Below are 15,415 nucleotides of genomic sequence, written 5' to 3' on the forward strand. Positions count from 1 at the left end.
GGCCCCGGTGAAGGCCGGGGCCGTCTCGGGTGGTTCGGGGGTTCAGACGGTCTGCTGCGGGAGTCCGGCGGCGAACGCGTCCAGGTCGGTCCGCCGGACGCGCCGGGCGCGGCCGACCTTCACGTACGGCAGGACGCCAGCGGCCATCAGCTCGTAGAGGGTCGAGCGGCCGAGGGAGAGGTAGTCGGCGGCGTCCTTGACGGTGAACAACGCGCGACTGACGGTGGGCTCCATCGCGGTAGTCACTGGGTGCTCCTTCATGGCGGAGTTCCGGGGCTCGTGCCCGGGAGTTGCGGCGGTGGAGGGTGACGTCTGGGCAGGCGGCATCTGTCCGAGGTGGGGATTTCTGCGTCACGGCGTCATCAGCGTCATTTGGGCCTTTGACCTGCGGGTTTGGGTGACGCAGGGCGTAAGGGGTTGTGTCACTGGTGACGGAGCCGTCCGTCATGGGGTGACGCAGGTGACGAAGGGTGACGCAGAGATTCGGGTTCTGCGTCACCCCCGTTGCTGCAGGCCAGGGCCGGTCTTCGGGACCGTTGTGACGCGGGTGACGCAGCGTCTTACTACTTAGGAAAAAGAGGGCTCTGTGTCTGTTGTTGTGCGCGCGTTCGGGCGTGAAGAAGGAGCCGCAGAGCGGCACGCCTTTTGAGCGGCGGCGAGCCGCCGAAGAGCAAGAGGAGCACCGGGCGCCGCCGGGCGGGGGTGCTCCTCTTGCTTGTGCGGACGCCGTGCGGCGCGGGGTCTAGAACATCTGCTGTGGCTCGCCCTGCGGGGGCTTGGGGCGGGCCATTTCGATGTAGCGGGCGGAGCGGGTGCGGCCCCAGTCGATGAGGACGCCGCGGGCGGCGAGGACGGGCTGGAGGCGCTTGAGGCGGTCGGAGAGGACCTTGCCGGTGGTGGGCCAGCCCTTGGGCAGGGGCCGGAACTCTCCCTCCCCGGTGTAGAGCTGGGTCAGACCGTGCAGCCACTCGGCGGACGTCATCCGGACCTCGGTGCCGGGCTCGATGTCGGCGGCGCGCTTGAGGACGGTCTGGGCGAGGAGGTCGCCCTCGATGACGTCGTCGTTGAGGTCGTCGAGACTGGCCCGGTAGGCGTCCAGGGCCCCGAAGTTCTTGGCGGCGTCGAGCTGCGCGCACAGGTGGGCGAAGTCGGCCATCCGCAGGTCGGTGGGGATGTCGGCCTGGGTCGCGCGGACCTCGACGGCCAGGTCGAGCACGGACCCGAGGATCACGGGCAAGTCGCGTGCGAACTCCGCCCAGAGCTCCGCCTCGGTCCGCCGTACGCGGGGGCGTTCCAGGCGGAGGGGGAGGAGGCGTTCGGCGAGGTCGGGGCGGATGACGCCGACGTCGATGCCGGTCAGCAGCATGGGGCGGCGGTAGCGGGCGCGGACGACGTCGCCGTCGGTGAACAGGGCCCGTTTGATGTTCTCTGCGCCGGTGACGATGCAGCACATCAGGTCGGACAGGTCGGGGCCGAGGTGGGAGAGGTTGTCCAGGCCGGTGACCCATCCGGCCGCGACGGCGGTGATGAGGTTTTCCTCGTCCTTCGGCGCGCGGCGCAGGTCGCCGCTCATGCCCTCGATGATCCGCACGAGCATCTTGCCCGCGGTGGACTTGCCCGCGCCCTGGGGGCCGGTGAGGAAGGGGGCGGGGACGGGGACGTCGGGGCCGAGGCAGCCGATCAACCACGCCAGGGCCAGGGACTCGGCGCGGGCGTCGGAGAAGTTGCACAGCCGCAGCAGCAGGTCGATGCCCTTGCCGTCGGTGTCCTTGACCGGCAGCGGGAGTTCGCCGGTGAGCTGGGTGCGGCGCCAGCACACCTCGCGCGGGTCGGGGGTGAGGATGTCCCAGCCGGTGGGGTGGATGCGGACGGACAGGCCGTCGTCGCGCCCGAGGTCGAGCCAGGTGGCGCCGTCGAATCCGGGGGCGACGCGGATGTGGACGGGCTGGACGTCCTCGGTGAGCGCGAGTGCTTCGATCAAGTCGAGTGCCTCCTTCAAGGCGGTTCCGTTGAAGACGCCCAGGCCGTCGCGGAACAGGCCGACCATGAGTTCCTGGCGGTGGCTGCCGGTGGTGCCCTGGGAGCGAATCGGGCGGGCGACGGGGTGGCCGTTGCGCTGGGCGTAGACGGTGCCGTCGACCGTGCGGAAGTACCGGAAGTGCTGCTGCGCGTAGTCGGTGATGACCTCGCGGGCCGGGTTCTTCTCGTCCTCGGACATCTCACATCCCCAGAGCCGCAAGGGCGTTGGACCAGGCGGTCGTGCAGTGCCGCGGAGACTCCCCCTTGGCCTGCGCGGCCGTGAACAGCCGCGCGATGTGGGCCTCGGTCAGGCAGCCGCACCGGCCGTGGGCGGACAGCACCGCGAGGAACGTGGCGTACACGGTGTTGTGGACCGCGCTGGTGGCGTCGGTGATGCGCTGCTCGGCCATGGCGATCCCCCGCTCCAGATACGCGGGCGAGCGGTGGGAGCACTTCCCGCCCCCGACCGGCGCAGACACGGCGGTCGGCACGGGCCGGACCGTGGAGGGCTTCTCCTCGACCAGAGCCCGGACGACCGGCGGCAGGGGCGCCATGGTTCCGGTCCCAGGTCCGAGCCAACGGGCGTAGGACATCAGGGACTTGATGTCGACACCGGCGCGGACGTGGTTGACCGAGCGCATCACGCCGCTGTAGAGCCAGTGCTCCCCACGCGTGGTGTTCACGGTGAGGGTCGGCGGCAGGGCGGTGCGGGCCCAAGCGACGGCGTCCGCGTCGTCCAGGTCCACCACGGTGACGCCGGCGCCGCCGGGGTGGTAGGCGACGGCCCTGGCACGCCGCCACACGGCCGCCCAGGGGGTGGAGGACAGCACCGTGAGGTCGGTGGTGGCGGCGGCCCATCCGTGGCAGGGACGCGGGCACTGGCAGGGGCCGGGGGTCTTCATGTTCGGCCGCCCGCCGCACCGGTTATCCGAGCAGTTGGGGCAGTTGCCGAACGGTCGCTTATCGGCACTCAGCGGCAGTACCGGAAGCCCGCTGGCCGCGAGCCGGAGCGCGACATCGACAAGGCGACCGGCCAGGACATCTCGCCGGACCGGGGTGGCATGGGTCATGCTGGGTGTCTCCAGTTCTCTAGGCAGTGCTGGCAGGCGAGGGCGGCCCCGGGGTCTTGGCGGATTCAGGGGGCCGCCCTCGGCGTAGCTACGGGTGGCTGTGGCGGGCGCGGGCACCGAGCAGGGCGTAGCTCAGGCCGGACTCGGCGAGGACGCCGTAGGCGTAGGCGGCGTCCGCCAGTCCCCGGGCCTCGCCGTTCGCCTCGTACATCTCGTACGCCTGGTGGTCGGCGAGGTACTCCTCGTCGGCGAGGGCAGAGGCGTACTCACCGGCGGAGTCGCAGTCCCACCACCGCTGGCGGGCCTTTTCGAACTTGGCGTTGTCGCGCCAGCGGTCCAGGCCCTCGATCACGGGCGGGATGGGGGCGAGCTCGCCCGGGATGCTCAGATACCCCTCGGCGGTGAGAGCGAGCTCCACCCGGGGCGGCTCCTGGCCGTCGAGAACGCGCAGGATGGCCCAGGCGGTGCCGGAGGCGTAGCTGAGGGCCGCCTCGGTGTAGAGCCGCTCGATCCGGTCCCGGCACTCGTTCAGCGTCTTGCCGATACCCATCACGGCACGGTCGTGCGGGCGGGGCGGGGTGAAGCGGCCGGGGACGGTGATTTCGCCGTCGAGGAGGCGGATGCGGTCGAGGTCGTACTGCGCGCTGGCGGACTGGGCGGCCTGGTGGGCGGTGCGGGTCTCGCGGGCGGCGGCACCGAGGGCGAAGACGCTGTCGGTCAGCGTCTCGAACCAGGGCAGCGACTTGTTGGGCACTGGGGCTCCTCAGAGGTTGGGGATGGCGTCGAGGACGGCGTTGGCGAGCTGGTTGATGGGCGTGGCGGCGCCGGTGGAGGCGAGGAAGAAGCCGAATCCGGCGGCGATGAACGCGGAGCCGTAGCCGAGGGTGTTGGAGCGCAGGAGGAAGAACAGGACGAGTCCGAACAGGGCGACCAGGGAGATGGTCACGGCCATGCCGGAACCTCCTTCAGGTGTGGGCGAGGTGGGTAAGGGTGGGGGTTAGCGGGTGCCAGCGCGGTAGGTGGCGGTGGCGCGGTTGTAGAGCCAGCGGCCGACGCGGATGCGCTTGCCGGTGTTCTGGCAGCGGCGGCAGTCCTTGCCGCGCTTGGGGCGTCCGTTGCGGTCGGTCTTGAGCGCGTGACCGAGGCCGCGGCACTTGCGGCAGGTCCCGAACGGCGACGCCGCACACCTCGCGAAGTGACCGAGGGTGACAGCAAGTAGGCAGGCGATAGCGAGCAGGGCGGGGGTCATGACGGGCCCTCCCAGGCGGTTTCCAGAGGTTTTCGCAGGTGGGCCGCTATCCGCTAGCAGCCTGATCAGAGGTGGTTTTGGGTGCTAGCGGAGCCGCTAACGTTAGCGGGGACTGCTGCTAGCGCTAGCGGCTCCGGGTGGTCATCCCGCGTCCCGCTTTCCGTTACGCTCCGCGACTACGTCGGCGATGTGGGAGCGGGTGATGCCGCGCCGGTTGACGACCTTGCCGTCGATGCGGCGGCCGACCTGGACGGTGGAGATGCCGTGCGGCTTGAGCGCGGCGGTGAGCGCGTCGGGCTCCCACCCGTCGTAGACGTCGGGGCGGAGCTCGGCGAGGCGGGCCACGACGGTCTCGGACCACACCTTGGCCTCGGCGGCGGGGACGACGGCGAGGATGTCGGCGAGCAGGTCGTAGGCCGGGCCGGTCACGGCCTCCGGGGACTCGCCCATGGCGTAGCCGGTCAGCAGTCCGGCCTTCTCGCGGGCGGCGCGGGCGCGGGCGCCGATGGCCTCGGCGCCGGGGGCGTCGATGTAGACCGAGGCGACGATCCGGGCGTTGGAGCCTTCACCGACGAAGTAGTGGATGCCCTTGTCGCCCCAGGCGAACATCGTGGCCCGCACGCCGCGCTTGTAGGCGGAGGTGCCCAGCACCATGTCGTTCTCGGTCTGGCCAATGACCTTGAGGCACTAGCGGGCACCGGCGTTGGCCGAGATCCCCGTCGGGAGCGACTTGGCGTCCGGGCGCTGGGTGGCGAGCAGCAGCACGATCCCGGTGGCCGGGCCGCGCTTGACCAGGTCGGTCGCGATCTCCTCGAACTCCTTGCCGTGGTCGGCGTGCTCGAAGAGGACCTGGCACTCGTCCACGCCGACGACGATCGGGTGGAGTCCCAGCGACCGCTTGTCCGCCAGCTGCGACGTGACCTTCGACTCGGGGCAGATGTCACGGGGCAGGCCCCGGATCACCTTGGTTCGGCGCCGCAGTTCCTCGCGCAGGGCGCGGAAGTCGGCGAGCGCGTACTGGATGGACTCGTCGTCGTCGCCTGCGGCGTGCCGGTGGGAGACGGCGTTGCCGACGGGGTCGAGGTCGCCGGTGCCCTTCATGTCGTAGGTGTGGACCTCGGCCCGCGGGTCGAGGGCGGCGATGAGGAGCAGCAGGCGGAGCAGGAAGGTCTTGCCCATGCGGGGGATCGCGCCGATCACCCCGGCGATGTACATCAGGGTGACCTCGACCCAGCGTCCGCGCTGGTCGGTGCCGTAGGCGACGGGCTTGAACAGGTCGACCAGTCCCGACTTGGCCAGCGGCCACGCGGGCTTCTTCGCCTGGTTCATGTCCTGATCGCCCACCCACAGCACCAGCCGCCCGGTGTGCTCGTTGGGCACCGCCTCGGGCCACACGCACCCCAGCGGGCGACGCAGGCCGGACGCGAGGCGCTCGCGGCGTTCGATGATGTCCGTGACCGTCACGCCGAAGGGGAGGTTGCCCTCGGCGCGCCAGCCGGGGCCGTCGCGGGTGATCGGGGCGGTGAACTCGAACCCGTCCCGCCCCTTGGCCTGCGCCTGGTTGATCGCGGGGATGCCGAGAGCGCCGAGCGCCCGGAGCACGATGTCACTGGTGAGCTTGGTCGCCTTGGGCAGCTCGACCGCGCGGTGGACGACGGGGTTGTCGGCCTTGCGGCCGGCGGCGCCGAGGGCGAGCACCAGCGTGCCGACCGAAATGGCCTGCACCCAGCCCGGGGCGAGCACGTAGATGGCGAGCGCGGTGACCAGTCCGACGAACAGTGTGAGCGCGGCCACCATCATCCGCAGCCGCACGCGGCTGTCGCGCTGCGCGGACAGCCGCAGGTACTCGGCCGCATCCTCCCGCCGCACGGCGGCGGCGCGGACCGGTTCACCTTCACGGTCGGCCACCCACCGCATCACGCCCCCGACGAACCGGGCCGCACCCGCAGGCGACTGGAGTGCGAGACGGGCGGCGTAGATCGGGGCACGCAGCGCGTGATAGCCGACGGTGTGGGTGTAGTGGCGGGCCACCCACCCGGCGGCGGTACGCAGTTCAGAGGTGGACCTCAGCCAGACCGGAATGACGTCCCGGCGCTTGGCTCCGGCCAGTCGGCCCAGGTAGCCCGGTCCGGTCGCGACCGGCGTCGGCAGGTCGACCAACGGCCGCTCACCCTCGGGCTCGGTCGGGTTGGCCGTGGTGGTGGAGGTGGTGGTGTCGCGGGCGGCTCGGGCCTTGTCCAGGTCGACCACCTCGGCTCCGCCCTCGGCGGCCATCTCGGCTTCGAGGCGGTCGAACAATTCGCTGTCGTCCTCGGGGTGCTTCACTGAGATGTCTTCCTCTCTCGACAGTGGGACGGAAGAGGCCCGGGGCGGTCGGGATGCTTGGCGGCTGTCGGCCGCCCCGGGGCACAGCTACTTGCGGCTGTTCTTGGCGCTCTTCTCCTCGCGCTGGCGGGCGCCGTCGATGACGCGCTCGACCTTGCGTTCCAGGTCGGTCTGGTGGACGGTCTCGCCCGCGAGACCGCGCTTGCACATGCGGGCCACGTAGTAGGCGACCTTGGCCTTTTCGGTGGTGCTGAGCTTGGGGTCCGACTCGTGCTTGCCCATGGCGGATGCCTTCCTGGGACCGGTCTGTCCGGCTCCCCACCCGCCCCCGGTGGGCCGGGGGCGGACAGGCAGCCGTCAGTCGCTGACCTTGCGGATCTCGTGGCTGTGGACCAAGACCGGGGCGATCCAGAAGCTGATCCGGTCGACGGTCCAGCGACCGTCGGTGAGCGGGCCGGGCGGGACCTCGTCCAGCACCCGGCCGGTCTTGCCGACCGCGCGGGGATCGTCCTCGCACGCGACGATCAGCACCTTGTCTCCGGCGTTGAACATCACTTCCCCTTCCGACGGGCACGGGTGAGGGTGTTGGCGGCGGCCTTGCCCTCCGCGCCACCGACCGACCGGACGACGCTCACGACGCCCCAGGCCATGGCGACGGCGAGGAAGGCGAGGATGGCGAGGTTGGCGGCGATGGCGGTCAGGGCGCCGACGAGCAGGGGGCCGAAGTAGACGCCGGCCGCGACCGCGCCGGCGCCGATGCCGGTGCCGAGCGCGATGCGCTGCACGGTGCGGTCGGGCGGGGCCTGGTGGATGTGCTGGTGCACCACCTGCGGCACGGCGGTGGACTGGATGGCGGGCAGGTGGTCGGCGTAGGTGTAGGTGCCGTCCGGGAGCTGGACGATCCGGGCGGGTTCAGGCAGCGATTCCATGGGTGCTCCTCGATGAGGTCATGGAGGCGACCGGTCCGGTCGCGGACTGGGCGAGCAGGAGACGAATGGCGGCTTCGGCCTGCTGGGGGACGACGCCGTTGCCGAGGGCCTTGAGCTGCTGGGCGCGGGTCAGGCCGGGCACGGTTGTGACGTGGCCGGCGGGCAGGCCCATGAGCCACTCGACGAAGACCGGGTTCAGGCGGCGTCGATCGTCAGTTGCCCAGGGGGCACGTCGTCCGGTGACGCGTTCCCAGCGCTGGATAGCGGGGGCGTAGGGGCCCCAATCGCGTTCACCGCAACTTCGTTCAGCGGCCTGGCGTTCGTGCCGATGAGGTTCGACTCCCCGGATTTCCAGTCCCTCGCGGCCGGTGTGGGCAGAAGCGTGACCGTGGTCCGCAGGTCCAGCCCACCGTCGCCATGTGTCCCGACCCCGTTCGTGTCCGAGGTCCGCGGTGTCGGCAGCAGTGGCGAGGAGGAAGAGCCGGTTTCGCTGGTGGGGAGCGCCGACCTCCGACGCGCGGACACAGCACCACTCCGCATCGAACCCGAGGCGGGCAAGGTCGGCGAGGACGTCGGCAAACCCAAGTCGAAGGTGGTTTGCGACGTTCTCAAAGACCGCGACGCGGGGTCGTAGAACGCGAAGGGCGTCGGCGATCGACGGCCAAATGTGCCGCTCATCGGCGGTTCCTTTCCGCTTGCCCGCGGTGGAGAACGGCTGGCAGGGATACCCGCCGACGAGGACATCGACGGGCTCGACCTCGGCCCACTCGACGACCGTCAGGTCGCCGAGGTTCGGCACTTGGGGGTGGTGGTGGGCCAAGATGCGGGCCGCGCCGGGGTCGATGTCCGAGACCCAGGCGAGCGTGCCGCCCATGACGGCCTGGGCGGCCATGTCCAGGCCGCCGTAACCGGTGCACAGCGAGCCGATCCTCAGCCCGCTCACGCCGCCCTCCGCTCGGTCTTGAGGGTGTCGCGCAGCCACCGCCCGTTCGCCGGAGACGTCCGCAGCTCCCTGCGGATCCGGTCGGCCGTCAGATGCTCGACCGGCCATGACTCGGTGAACTGCCTTGCCTCGGCGAGTAGTTCGTCCTTCGTGCGGCGCGGTTGGGGCGACTTCGCGGCCTCGGGCACCCGGCGGGTCACCCGACGCGTGGTCGCCTGCTCGGCGGCGACTGCGCGGACCGCGGTCGGACCGGTCGATTCCTCCGGCGCCGCAGGAGCGGGCGGGCTGGCGGGCTCCAGGGCGGGAACGGCCTGCTCAGAGGTAGACCGTTCCGTGCTGGTCTGGGTCGATTGCTCCGTATTCGCCGGGATGGCCGGGCGGGTGGACCGGTCGACCTCCAGCTCCACCGTCACCGCGTCCGGCTCGTCGACCGATCCAGCGATGTTCGGGGCGGCGAGCGTGGCGCCGAACATGGCGGCGAGCGCCTGCTCGGCTCCGGTGGTGAGCTGGGTGCGCTGGACGCCGAGCAGCTTCTCGCCGAGGGCGAGGTCGCCCGTGCCGACCTTCCGCGCGAGCTTCCACGACGTGAGGTCCGACTTCCGCCGTACGTTCTCGTCGGGGTGGTTCGCGGCCCGCGCCCGGTGGTAGGCGAGCGCCTGTACGACCTCGGCGGCACGGCGCTCGGCTTCGGCGTCCCGGCCGTCGCGGTAGACCACGATCCTTCGGGCCAGGAACGCGGCACCTTCGGCGGACGTGGTCATGCCCAGCGGTGTGAGTGCGTAGATGACGATCTCGCCCACGGTGGTAGCGGCCATGGCCGACATGGCGGACGCGGCGGCGGGAAGAGCCCACAGCCCCGCCCGGATCACCAGCGGAGCGGACTGACCCAGCAGCGTCAGGCCGAGCAGCACGACCGCGAGAACGGCGGTCGCGCCTTCACCGGCCGCGACCGCACCCACCGCCGTGCCGGACCCGTAGGCGGTCTTGATGTTGGTGTAGGTGCCGTAGGCGCCTGCGCCGCCCGTGGCGAGCATCGGCGCGAACGCGAGACCGAGCACGGCCTTTTGCACCCGGCTCAGGGGCTTGCCGGTGGCGTTCACGCCGCACCTCCGTCCTCGCACTCGTCGGCGCGGATCAGGAGGTAGTTCACGCCGATGACGCCAGCTTCGATGAACGCTCCAAGGCCGAGCAGGTCCCAGTTGCCGATGGCGGCGCCCCAAGTCCCGACGGCGATGCAGGGCAGCACTAGCATCCAGAAGGCGATGCGGCTCATGCGGCACCGCCCGCGTGCGCCAGGCTGGCGCGGTTGGTCAGGTTGCGGCGCTCGGCGAGGACCCGGTTGCGGGTCCGGCGGATGCGCCGCTCGTCCAGCACCGTGGCCGGACGGTCCAGCGTCATGATCTGCGCGTCGAGCAGGTCGACCTCCGCCAGGATCAGCGGCATCTCCTGCTCGATCGCGTCCAGCTCTGCGTCCGACGGCTCACCGTCGAACGCGACGGCCGTAACAGCCGTCTGAAGTGCAGCGATGGACTTCATTGGGCTTGCTCCTTCCAGAGAGGAACGGCCCGAACCGAACCCCCGGTGTTCCCGCATCGGGGGTTCTCGCCGTTGGAACCGACTTCCGGCTCCCCTCAGCCCCGCCCGTACGGCAGCCCGCGAAGGGACCGGACGGGCGGAGGAGGCAACCGCCGCAGCCGAGCGGCTGCGGAGGGGTTGAGCGCGCGGACTTTGCTCCGCGCCGGCCGCCTTATCGGAGGAGGCGGCTACCTCATCACGCTGTTCAGTTCTCAAGCACCAGTCGCTTCCATCGAGCCGACCCGCCTACGCGGAGCCCTCCGGGCGTCGGGGCAGGCCAAAGAAGGCCTCTCCCGCACCCGCTGTCCTAGGACTGCGGAGCGCGAGAAGACAATGGCGCACAGTCCCAGGACTGTCAACAGTCCTGGGACTGTGTTTGACTGGACTCGTCGAGAGGAGTTGCGCGTGGCACCCAAGTGGCGCGAGTTGGCAGACAAGCTGGCCGAGCAGATCAGGAGCGGCCAGTACGCCCCTGGCCAGCAGCTTCCGCACATCCGAGACCTGGTGGAGGCCGGTGAGGGCTCGAAGTCCACGGTCCATGCCGCGTACAAAGCTCTGGAGGCGGAAGGCCTCGTGACCTCATCGCGCGGTCACGGCACCGTCGTGCGACAGAAAGCCCCGCTGAAGCGACTGGGCATCGCTCGCTACGACAAGGCCAAATGGCGTGACGGCGACGAAGTGGCGTTCATCGCCGACCGCGTCGCGTCGGGCCGGTCGTACCGCCGTAACGAGCAGACGCAGACGGTCAGCCGCGTGCCGGCGCCGCCGCTCGTCGCGGCCGCGCACGGCTTGCCCGAAGGCGCTGACGTGTACTCGAGGGCTCGTCTCGTGAAAGAGGGCGACCAGCCGACACACACCCTCACCAGCTACTACCGACCCGAACACGTCGAGGGGACCCGCCTGGTGGACCCGACGCCGGGACCGGCCGGCCGGGGCGGCGGATTCCGCGTGCTCTACGACGCTGGGTATGAGATCGACCGCATGCGCGAGGAGCTGTTCGCGAGGGCCGCCACGTCGGAGGAAGCGGCGCTTCTCCAGCTGGCGCCCGGCGAGTGGGTGGTAGAGCTGCACCGCACCACCTACACCGCCGACGGGACCGTGGTGGAGTTCGCCATCGGCATCCACGCCGCAACTCGGTTCGCGTGGGCATACGACTTCAAGGTGCCCGATTCCGCGAACGACCAGGAGGGGCAGTGATCTCGGCACAGAACTGGTCCGATGCCCAGCGGTTGTGGGACTTCCAGCAGATGAATCACGAGCCGCGCCCCTGCTCGGTCGGCATCGGTCTCGGCAGCCACGACCTCGGAGTCGCGGACACCACGGTCGACCTGTACCGGCGCGGCATGATGCCGCTCATCGTCTTCACGGGTGCCACGAGCCGCACGACACGCGACCGCATGCCCCGTGGCGAGGCTGAGCACTACCGCGAGCGTGCCCTGGAGCTGGGCGTCCCGGAGGCGGCTGTGCTGGTGGAGCCGAATGCCCGCAACACGGGCGAGAACGTCCGATTCTCCCGCTGCCTGCTGGAAGAGCGGGGGCTGGATGTGTCGTCGGTGCTGCTGGTTAGCAAGCCGTACGAGGAACGTCGGGCGTACGCCACGGCCCGCAAGTTGTGGCCGGAAGTGGAGGTCGTATGCGCCTCCACGCCGATGACGCTGAACGAGTACGTGGACACCATCCGAGACGCGCACCTCGTGATCGACATGCTCGTCGGCGCCCACCAACGGCTACTGGTGTACCCGGATCAGGGATTCACGATCCGGCAAGAGGTCCCCGAGGCCATGTCAGCAGCGTATGAGCGCCTCTGCGCGGCCGGGTTCACCAGTCGCCTTGTCGGTGACCAAGCGAAAGCTTTCTGAGGCGCTCCCTGGGCGGCCGCAGGCCATGTGCGGGCGGCGAGGACGCCAGGCGTAGCGCTCCTCAGGACCGTCCGTTGTCCGAGGCGGTGGACTCTCCCTGCTTCATCACGGCCCGCGCAGGGCGCGGGCGCGCGCTGCCTCTGCGGACAGGCTGCCCGACGCGCCGCAAGCTTACGGGGCCATGATCACTCGCCCCAAAGCAGCTCCAGCCCGAAGCCGTTCGGCCGGCCTGCTAGTCACGCACCGCCAAGAGGCTGGAAGCGCGCGGAATCGTTCGATAGACAGCGAACGGAATCACAGAGAAGCCCGGATTCTGCGGAAGGTCGATAAAACCCATTCCTCCCAAAGTTTTCATGAGGCCATTAATATTGTCCGCAAATCGAGCCCTATTTACGGTCCCATCCGGCCTGAAGAAATCAAATTCAGGCAAGCCTGTATCCTTCGGGCCGTAGCTTCCAACGCTACCTACTAGTGTCCACTCTTGCGGCTCTGTCCCGTAGCGCGCGAATAGGATGTCCGCTTCTGTATCCAGGTACTGTCGCCCTTCCTGCAGGCGAGATCCGATTAGTACGCCTCCCGCATCGACGGGTGAGAGGTTGATGTGCAGTCCTGGAGCAAAGATTCCCCTCGCCATGCGGATGATGGAGCGTAGCGAATTCCCATCCATACCTCCGACCCCTGCGAAGTCAGGGATGGAGTCTTCCAGCTGCCGATCCGGCTGCACTTCTCCGGGCCTCGACGGCTTCGACCCCTGCTGCCCGCCTCTGGCCTTCCCTTTTCCGGGCTGCGCCTTACTCGCATCAGGGTCCAAGCTCACGCCCATTCCCTGAAGACCAAGCGCAACGGAGGCGAAGGCCGAAAAGACACTGGCTGTATATCGAGTGTCGAAGAGGGAGCCCATGGCGGTGATGCGAACGAGTGAACCGGGCGGGGCGATTTCTGCAATATCCCCTGTGGTCCACTGAGAGAGATCGGACACCTCTTCTGAGATATCTTTAAGCAGGCCTTCCGACTCCAAAGCCTCTTCCAGCATGGGGAAAAGAGCATCGCCAAGCGACTTTTGTGTGTACCTTTCGCTACCAGTCACCTGCAGATGCTGGGCGAAGCTTCGAGGCCCAACCGTGGACCTCTTCTCTTGGGTGCTGGTCTCTCGCTCCTCCTCTGCAACACCTCCATCAAGTTGGGCCAGCATTGCCCGCACCTTATCGGTGTCCACGTACAAGAACTCACGCAGAATCAAGTGGCACATCCTCACCAGGTTGGAGTGCGATGCTATATCCAATCCGGTGACACGGATGCGTTTTTCTGATTCTGATCTCAGCATGGAGCAGTCTGGTGCCGACGGAACCGCATCCATCGAGCCGAAGACCGGCGCAACACGAGCGCTCTTCCGGGCCGTCCGCGGGCCGCGGAAGGGCGCTCAGTGGTGACCAACGTCGACAACTGCCGACAGCTCAGCAGCACGTCAAAGCGTTGATCGGATAGGCCCTCCGCAGGTCGCGGCCGCCCGTGATCAGGGGTGGCCGAACTGAGCCTTGGTCAGTCTTAGGCTCAGCGCTCCTGTGCACGAGGCTGCCGGAGGAGAAGAACCAGGCCACGACCCTGTGACGCGCGGCCCGAGGGTCACTGCTGTTGACGGTCTCAGTTCTGGTCTCATACGGCGCCTCGTCCGCCACTGTCCGCCGAGGTTCGCCAGCCGCACGTGCGGCCTCTGGCCAGCGGTGCAAGGCTCTTCGCGGACGGACGTGGACAGCCCCGGACCAAGATCGGACAACTCGTAATGCGTAGGTCTCGGGTTCGAATCCCGAAGGCGGCTCAGCCGAAAGCCCGGCTCGGACCTCATCCGAGCCGGGCTTTTCGTTGTGCTCAGGGTGCGATGCGCCACACCGGGCCCGGCCGGGCAGCCGTGCCTGATCGGCACGCCGGCGCACAGTCGCAGCAGCGAAAACATGCCTACGCCGTGCCTGTGATCATGCACGCTTGGACCACTCCACTTTGATCAGCTGTTCCTCGCCGGAGAACCACCAGACCCTCTTCTGCGTACACCGTTTGCCAACCCGAAGCCTCTGCCTGGTTGATGACGCGGAGCACCGCCCCCACCGGGAAGGGCTCCCGGGTGTCCGCCACCACCCAGTCGATCTCTTCACGTTTGTCCAGGACTCCATCCGCGACGAGGTAGACCACGGCCTGATCCGTCAGGTGCGGGGACAGGCTGTTGCTCGCTGCGACACGGGCGCCGTCCGGGATGGTCTCGATCGCGGTGCGTGCGGCGGTCTCCCTGGCGCCGGTACGCCAGAAGTCGGCGGTCACCAGGTCGCGGAACGGCTGCACGGAGAGCAGGAGAAGTGCAACGAGGAGCGGAGCCACCACAGTGAGGCGGACTCCCCGGCGCAGTACGTCGATCATGGCGAGGAAGACGATGGGCATGAGGACCGCCGAGTAATGCAGCTCGATCCCCCAGTACGCGGGATTGGGCGAGGTGAGGCGCCACAACAGGGTAGGAAGCACCAGGAGGACCAGCGGGCTGCGCAGCGCACGTCCAAGGGTGAGTGCGCAGAGGGCGGCGAGCATCGCGGCCTTCACGGCCCAGCCGTCGAGAACTCCGTAGGTGTACTGCTGCGTCAGGTATCCGTACCGCCCGTCCGGAGCGAGGGCGGGTATCACCACCCATACGACCAGCGCGGTGATCACTGTGCTCGCCCCGCACAGAAGCAGGCCGACACGGCGGTGATGGCGCATCAGCAACAGTCCGAAGACGGCCGTGGTCGCCCCGAGATCCTCCTTCACCAGCAGCAGCGCCGCGGCCCACAGAGCAGCTTTTCCCCAGCGCCCGTCGAGGTAGGCCGAGCATGCCAGTGCCAGGATGGGGACGGCGAAAGCAACTTCGTGGAAGTCGAAGGCGATCAGCTGCTGCAGTCCCCAGGACAGGCCGTACGAGGCTCCGATGGTGAGTGCCCAGCCAGGGTTGGGCAGGTGCCGCTGAGCGGCACGGGTGACCACATGGACCGAAACCGCCAGGAGCGCCGCCTGGGACACGAGCAGGGTTTCCGCGTACGGCGCCAGCACATAGACCGGGGCCAGCAAGGCCAGTATCGGGTGGAAGTGGTCGCCGAGCAGCGGGTACGCGGCACCGTCGAATCCGTCGGGAGCCGTGGCCGTACGGATTTCCGACACGGGTAGATGACCAGCTGCGTATGACGTGATCGCCTGGCTGAAAATGCCGAGGTCGTAGCCGCTGGTGCCGAAGCGGGCATGCTCCCGGAGGGCGTACAGGGTGTAGATCAGGAACAAGGCGGTGGCGAGGAAGAGCGGCACCGCCGGGGACGAGGCAAGCCGCCGGGCGGTATAGCTGCTTTCCCCCTCGGGCGGCGTCTGCCCGCGAGTCGGCGGGCGCGCGGGGACGATCGTCTGCGGCATGCCGTGACCATGCGGGGCAGGGCCTGAGG

Annotated in this window: 17 protein-coding genes and 1 pseudogene; 2 read left to right on the plus strand and 16 right to left on the minus strand. The window is 69.1% G+C overall.

What is annotated here, in order from left to right; genetic code table 11:
* Nucleotides 1-42 precede the first annotated feature (42 nt).
* From ACZ42X_RS11365 to ACZ42X_RS11430, 14 genes and pseudogenes are all read right to left on the minus strand, one after another.
* Complete coding sequence (locus ACZ42X_RS11365; protein ID WP_361417146.1) at nucleotides 43-246, minus strand: helix-turn-helix domain-containing protein; 204 nt, start codon at nucleotides 244-246, stop codon at nucleotides 43-45.
* 496 nt (nucleotides 247-742) lie between these two features.
* The gene (locus ACZ42X_RS11370) at nucleotides 743-2,218 is read right to left on the minus strand and encodes an ATP-binding protein (RefSeq protein ID WP_468287086.1); all 1,476 of its coding nucleotides are present in this window, start codon (nucleotides 2,216-2,218) and stop codon (nucleotides 743-745) included.
* Between the two features lies 1 nt (nucleotide 2,219).
* Nucleotides 2,220-3,089 carry a bifunctional DNA primase/polymerase gene (locus ACZ42X_RS11375; RefSeq protein ID WP_468287088.1) on the minus strand — a complete coding sequence of 290 codons (870 nt, stop codon included), beginning with the start codon at nucleotides 3,087-3,089 and terminating at the stop codon, nucleotides 2,220-2,222.
* Nucleotides 3,090-3,177: 88 nt separating this feature from the next.
* Nucleotides 3,178-3,843 (minus strand): hypothetical protein, encoded by a 666-nt coding sequence (locus ACZ42X_RS11380; protein WP_468287090.1) that lies wholly within the window; start codon nucleotides 3,841-3,843, stop codon nucleotides 3,178-3,180.
* A gap of 9 nt (nucleotides 3,844-3,852) precedes the next feature.
* Entirely contained in the window at nucleotides 3,853-4,041 is a 189-nt protein-coding gene (locus ACZ42X_RS11385) for a hypothetical protein (protein WP_468287093.1), read from the minus strand.
* A gap of 45 nt (nucleotides 4,042-4,086) precedes the next feature.
* Nucleotides 4,087-4,338: a hypothetical protein gene (locus ACZ42X_RS11390; protein ID WP_468287096.1), complete on the minus strand. Its 252-nt coding sequence runs from the start codon at nucleotides 4,336-4,338 to the stop codon at nucleotides 4,087-4,089.
* 141 nt (nucleotides 4,339-4,479) lie between these two features.
* Nucleotides 4,480-6,663: pseudogene (locus tag ACZ42X_RS11395) on the minus strand (cell division protein FtsK).
* An 87-nt stretch (nucleotides 6,664-6,750) separates the two neighbouring features.
* The gene (locus ACZ42X_RS11400) at nucleotides 6,751-6,945 is read right to left on the minus strand and encodes a DUF6257 family protein (RefSeq protein WP_468287098.1); all 195 of its coding nucleotides are present in this window, start codon (nucleotides 6,943-6,945) and stop codon (nucleotides 6,751-6,753) included.
* A 75-nt stretch (nucleotides 6,946-7,020) separates the two neighbouring features.
* The gene (locus ACZ42X_RS11405; RefSeq protein WP_361417167.1) at nucleotides 7,021-7,215 is read right to left on the minus strand and encodes a hypothetical protein; all 195 of its coding nucleotides are present in this window, start codon (nucleotides 7,213-7,215) and stop codon (nucleotides 7,021-7,023) included.
* Nucleotides 7,215-7,592 (minus strand): DUF6251 family protein, encoded by a 378-nt coding sequence (locus tag ACZ42X_RS11410; RefSeq protein WP_468287102.1) that lies wholly within the window; start codon nucleotides 7,590-7,592, stop codon nucleotides 7,215-7,217. Before ACZ42X_RS11410 ends, ACZ42X_RS11405 begins: the two co-directional genes overlap by 1 nt.
* Nucleotides 7,576-8,535 (minus strand): DNA cytosine methyltransferase, encoded by a 960-nt coding sequence (locus tag ACZ42X_RS11415; RefSeq protein ID WP_468287104.1) that lies wholly within the window; start codon nucleotides 8,533-8,535, stop codon nucleotides 7,576-7,578. The genes ACZ42X_RS11410 and ACZ42X_RS11415 overlap by 17 nt, the downstream gene beginning before the upstream one ends.
* Nucleotides 8,532-9,635, minus strand: coding sequence for a conjugal transfer protein (locus tag ACZ42X_RS11420; protein WP_468287107.1), 1,104 nt, complete (start codon nucleotides 9,633-9,635; stop codon nucleotides 8,532-8,534). Before ACZ42X_RS11420 ends, ACZ42X_RS11415 begins: the two co-directional genes overlap by 4 nt.
* Nucleotides 9,632-9,808 (minus strand): hypothetical protein, encoded by a 177-nt coding sequence (locus tag ACZ42X_RS11425; protein WP_468287110.1) that lies wholly within the window; start codon nucleotides 9,806-9,808, stop codon nucleotides 9,632-9,634. The genes ACZ42X_RS11420 and ACZ42X_RS11425 overlap by 4 nt, the downstream gene beginning before the upstream one ends.
* Nucleotides 9,805-10,071: a DUF6284 family protein gene (locus tag ACZ42X_RS11430; RefSeq protein ID WP_468287113.1), complete on the minus strand. Its 267-nt coding sequence runs from the start codon at nucleotides 10,069-10,071 to the stop codon at nucleotides 9,805-9,807. Before ACZ42X_RS11430 ends, ACZ42X_RS11425 begins: the two co-directional genes overlap by 4 nt.
* A gap of 444 nt (nucleotides 10,072-10,515) precedes the next feature.
* Between ACZ42X_RS11430 and ACZ42X_RS11435 the strand changes: the two genes are divergently transcribed.
* Complete coding sequence (locus ACZ42X_RS11435; protein ID WP_468287116.1) at nucleotides 10,516-11,307, plus strand: GntR family transcriptional regulator; 792 nt, start codon at nucleotides 10,516-10,518, stop codon at nucleotides 11,305-11,307.
* A complete protein-coding gene (locus ACZ42X_RS11440; RefSeq protein WP_468287119.1) occupies nucleotides 11,304-11,969 on the plus strand; it encodes a YdcF family protein in 666 nt (221 codons plus the stop codon). Before ACZ42X_RS11435 ends, ACZ42X_RS11440 begins: the two co-directional genes overlap by 4 nt.
* 232 nt (nucleotides 11,970-12,201) lie before the next feature.
* Here the strand turns inward: ACZ42X_RS11440 and ACZ42X_RS11445 are convergent, their stop codons facing one another.
* Together ACZ42X_RS11445 and ACZ42X_RS11450 are read right to left on the minus strand one after the other, a co-directional pair.
* Nucleotides 12,202-13,293, minus strand: coding sequence for a DUF6414 family protein (locus ACZ42X_RS11445; protein ID WP_468287122.1), 1,092 nt, complete (start codon nucleotides 13,291-13,293; stop codon nucleotides 12,202-12,204).
* 629 nt (nucleotides 13,294-13,922) lie between these two features.
* Nucleotides 13,923-15,386, minus strand: a complete 1,464-nt coding sequence (locus ACZ42X_RS11450) for a DUF2079 domain-containing protein (RefSeq protein ID WP_468287124.1) — start codon at nucleotides 15,384-15,386, stop codon at nucleotides 13,923-13,925.
* Between the last annotated feature and the right edge of the window lie 29 nt (nucleotides 15,387-15,415).

Source organism: Streptomyces sp. NPDC030862, assembly GCF_055571835.1.

Excerpts from the sequence above, each read along its gene's own strand:
- ACZ42X_RS11400 (WP_468287098.1), bottom strand. The coding sequence starts at position 6,945 with ATGGGCAAGCACGAGTCGGACCCCAAGCTCAGCACCACCGAAAAGGCC.
- ACZ42X_RS11375 (WP_468287088.1), bottom strand. The coding sequence starts at position 3,089 with ATGACCCATGCCACCCCGGTCCGGCGAGATGTCCTGGCCGGTCGCCTT.
- ACZ42X_RS11370 (WP_468287086.1), bottom strand. The coding sequence starts at position 2,218 with ATGTCCGAGGACGAGAAGAACCCGGCCCGCGAGGTCATCACCGACTAC.
- ACZ42X_RS11445 (WP_468287122.1), bottom strand. The coding sequence starts at position 13,293 with ATGCTGAGATCAGAATCAGAAAAACGCATCCGTGTCACCGGATTGGAT.
- ACZ42X_RS11430 (WP_468287113.1), bottom strand. The coding sequence starts at position 10,071 with ATGAAGTCCATCGCTGCACTTCAGACGGCTGTTACGGCCGTCGCGTTC.
- ACZ42X_RS11390 (WP_468287096.1), bottom strand. The coding sequence starts at position 4,338 with ATGACCCCCGCCCTGCTCGCTATCGCCTGCCTACTTGCTGTCACCCTC.
- ACZ42X_RS11385 (WP_468287093.1), bottom strand. The coding sequence starts at position 4,041 with ATGGCCGTGACCATCTCCCTGGTCGCCCTGTTCGGACTCGTCCTGTTC.
- ACZ42X_RS11405 (WP_361417167.1), bottom strand. The coding sequence starts at position 7,215 with ATGTTCAACGCCGGAGACAAGGTGCTGATCGTCGCGTGCGAGGACGAT.
- ACZ42X_RS11450 (WP_468287124.1), bottom strand. The coding sequence starts at position 15,386 with ATGCCGCAGACGATCGTCCCCGCGCGCCCGCCGACTCGCGGGCAGACG.
- ACZ42X_RS11410 (WP_468287102.1), bottom strand. The coding sequence starts at position 7,592 with ATGGAATCGCTGCCTGAACCCGCCCGGATCGTCCAGCTCCCGGACGGC.
- ACZ42X_RS11425 (WP_468287110.1), bottom strand. The coding sequence starts at position 9,808 with ATGAGCCGCATCGCCTTCTGGATGCTAGTGCTGCCCTGCATCGCCGTC.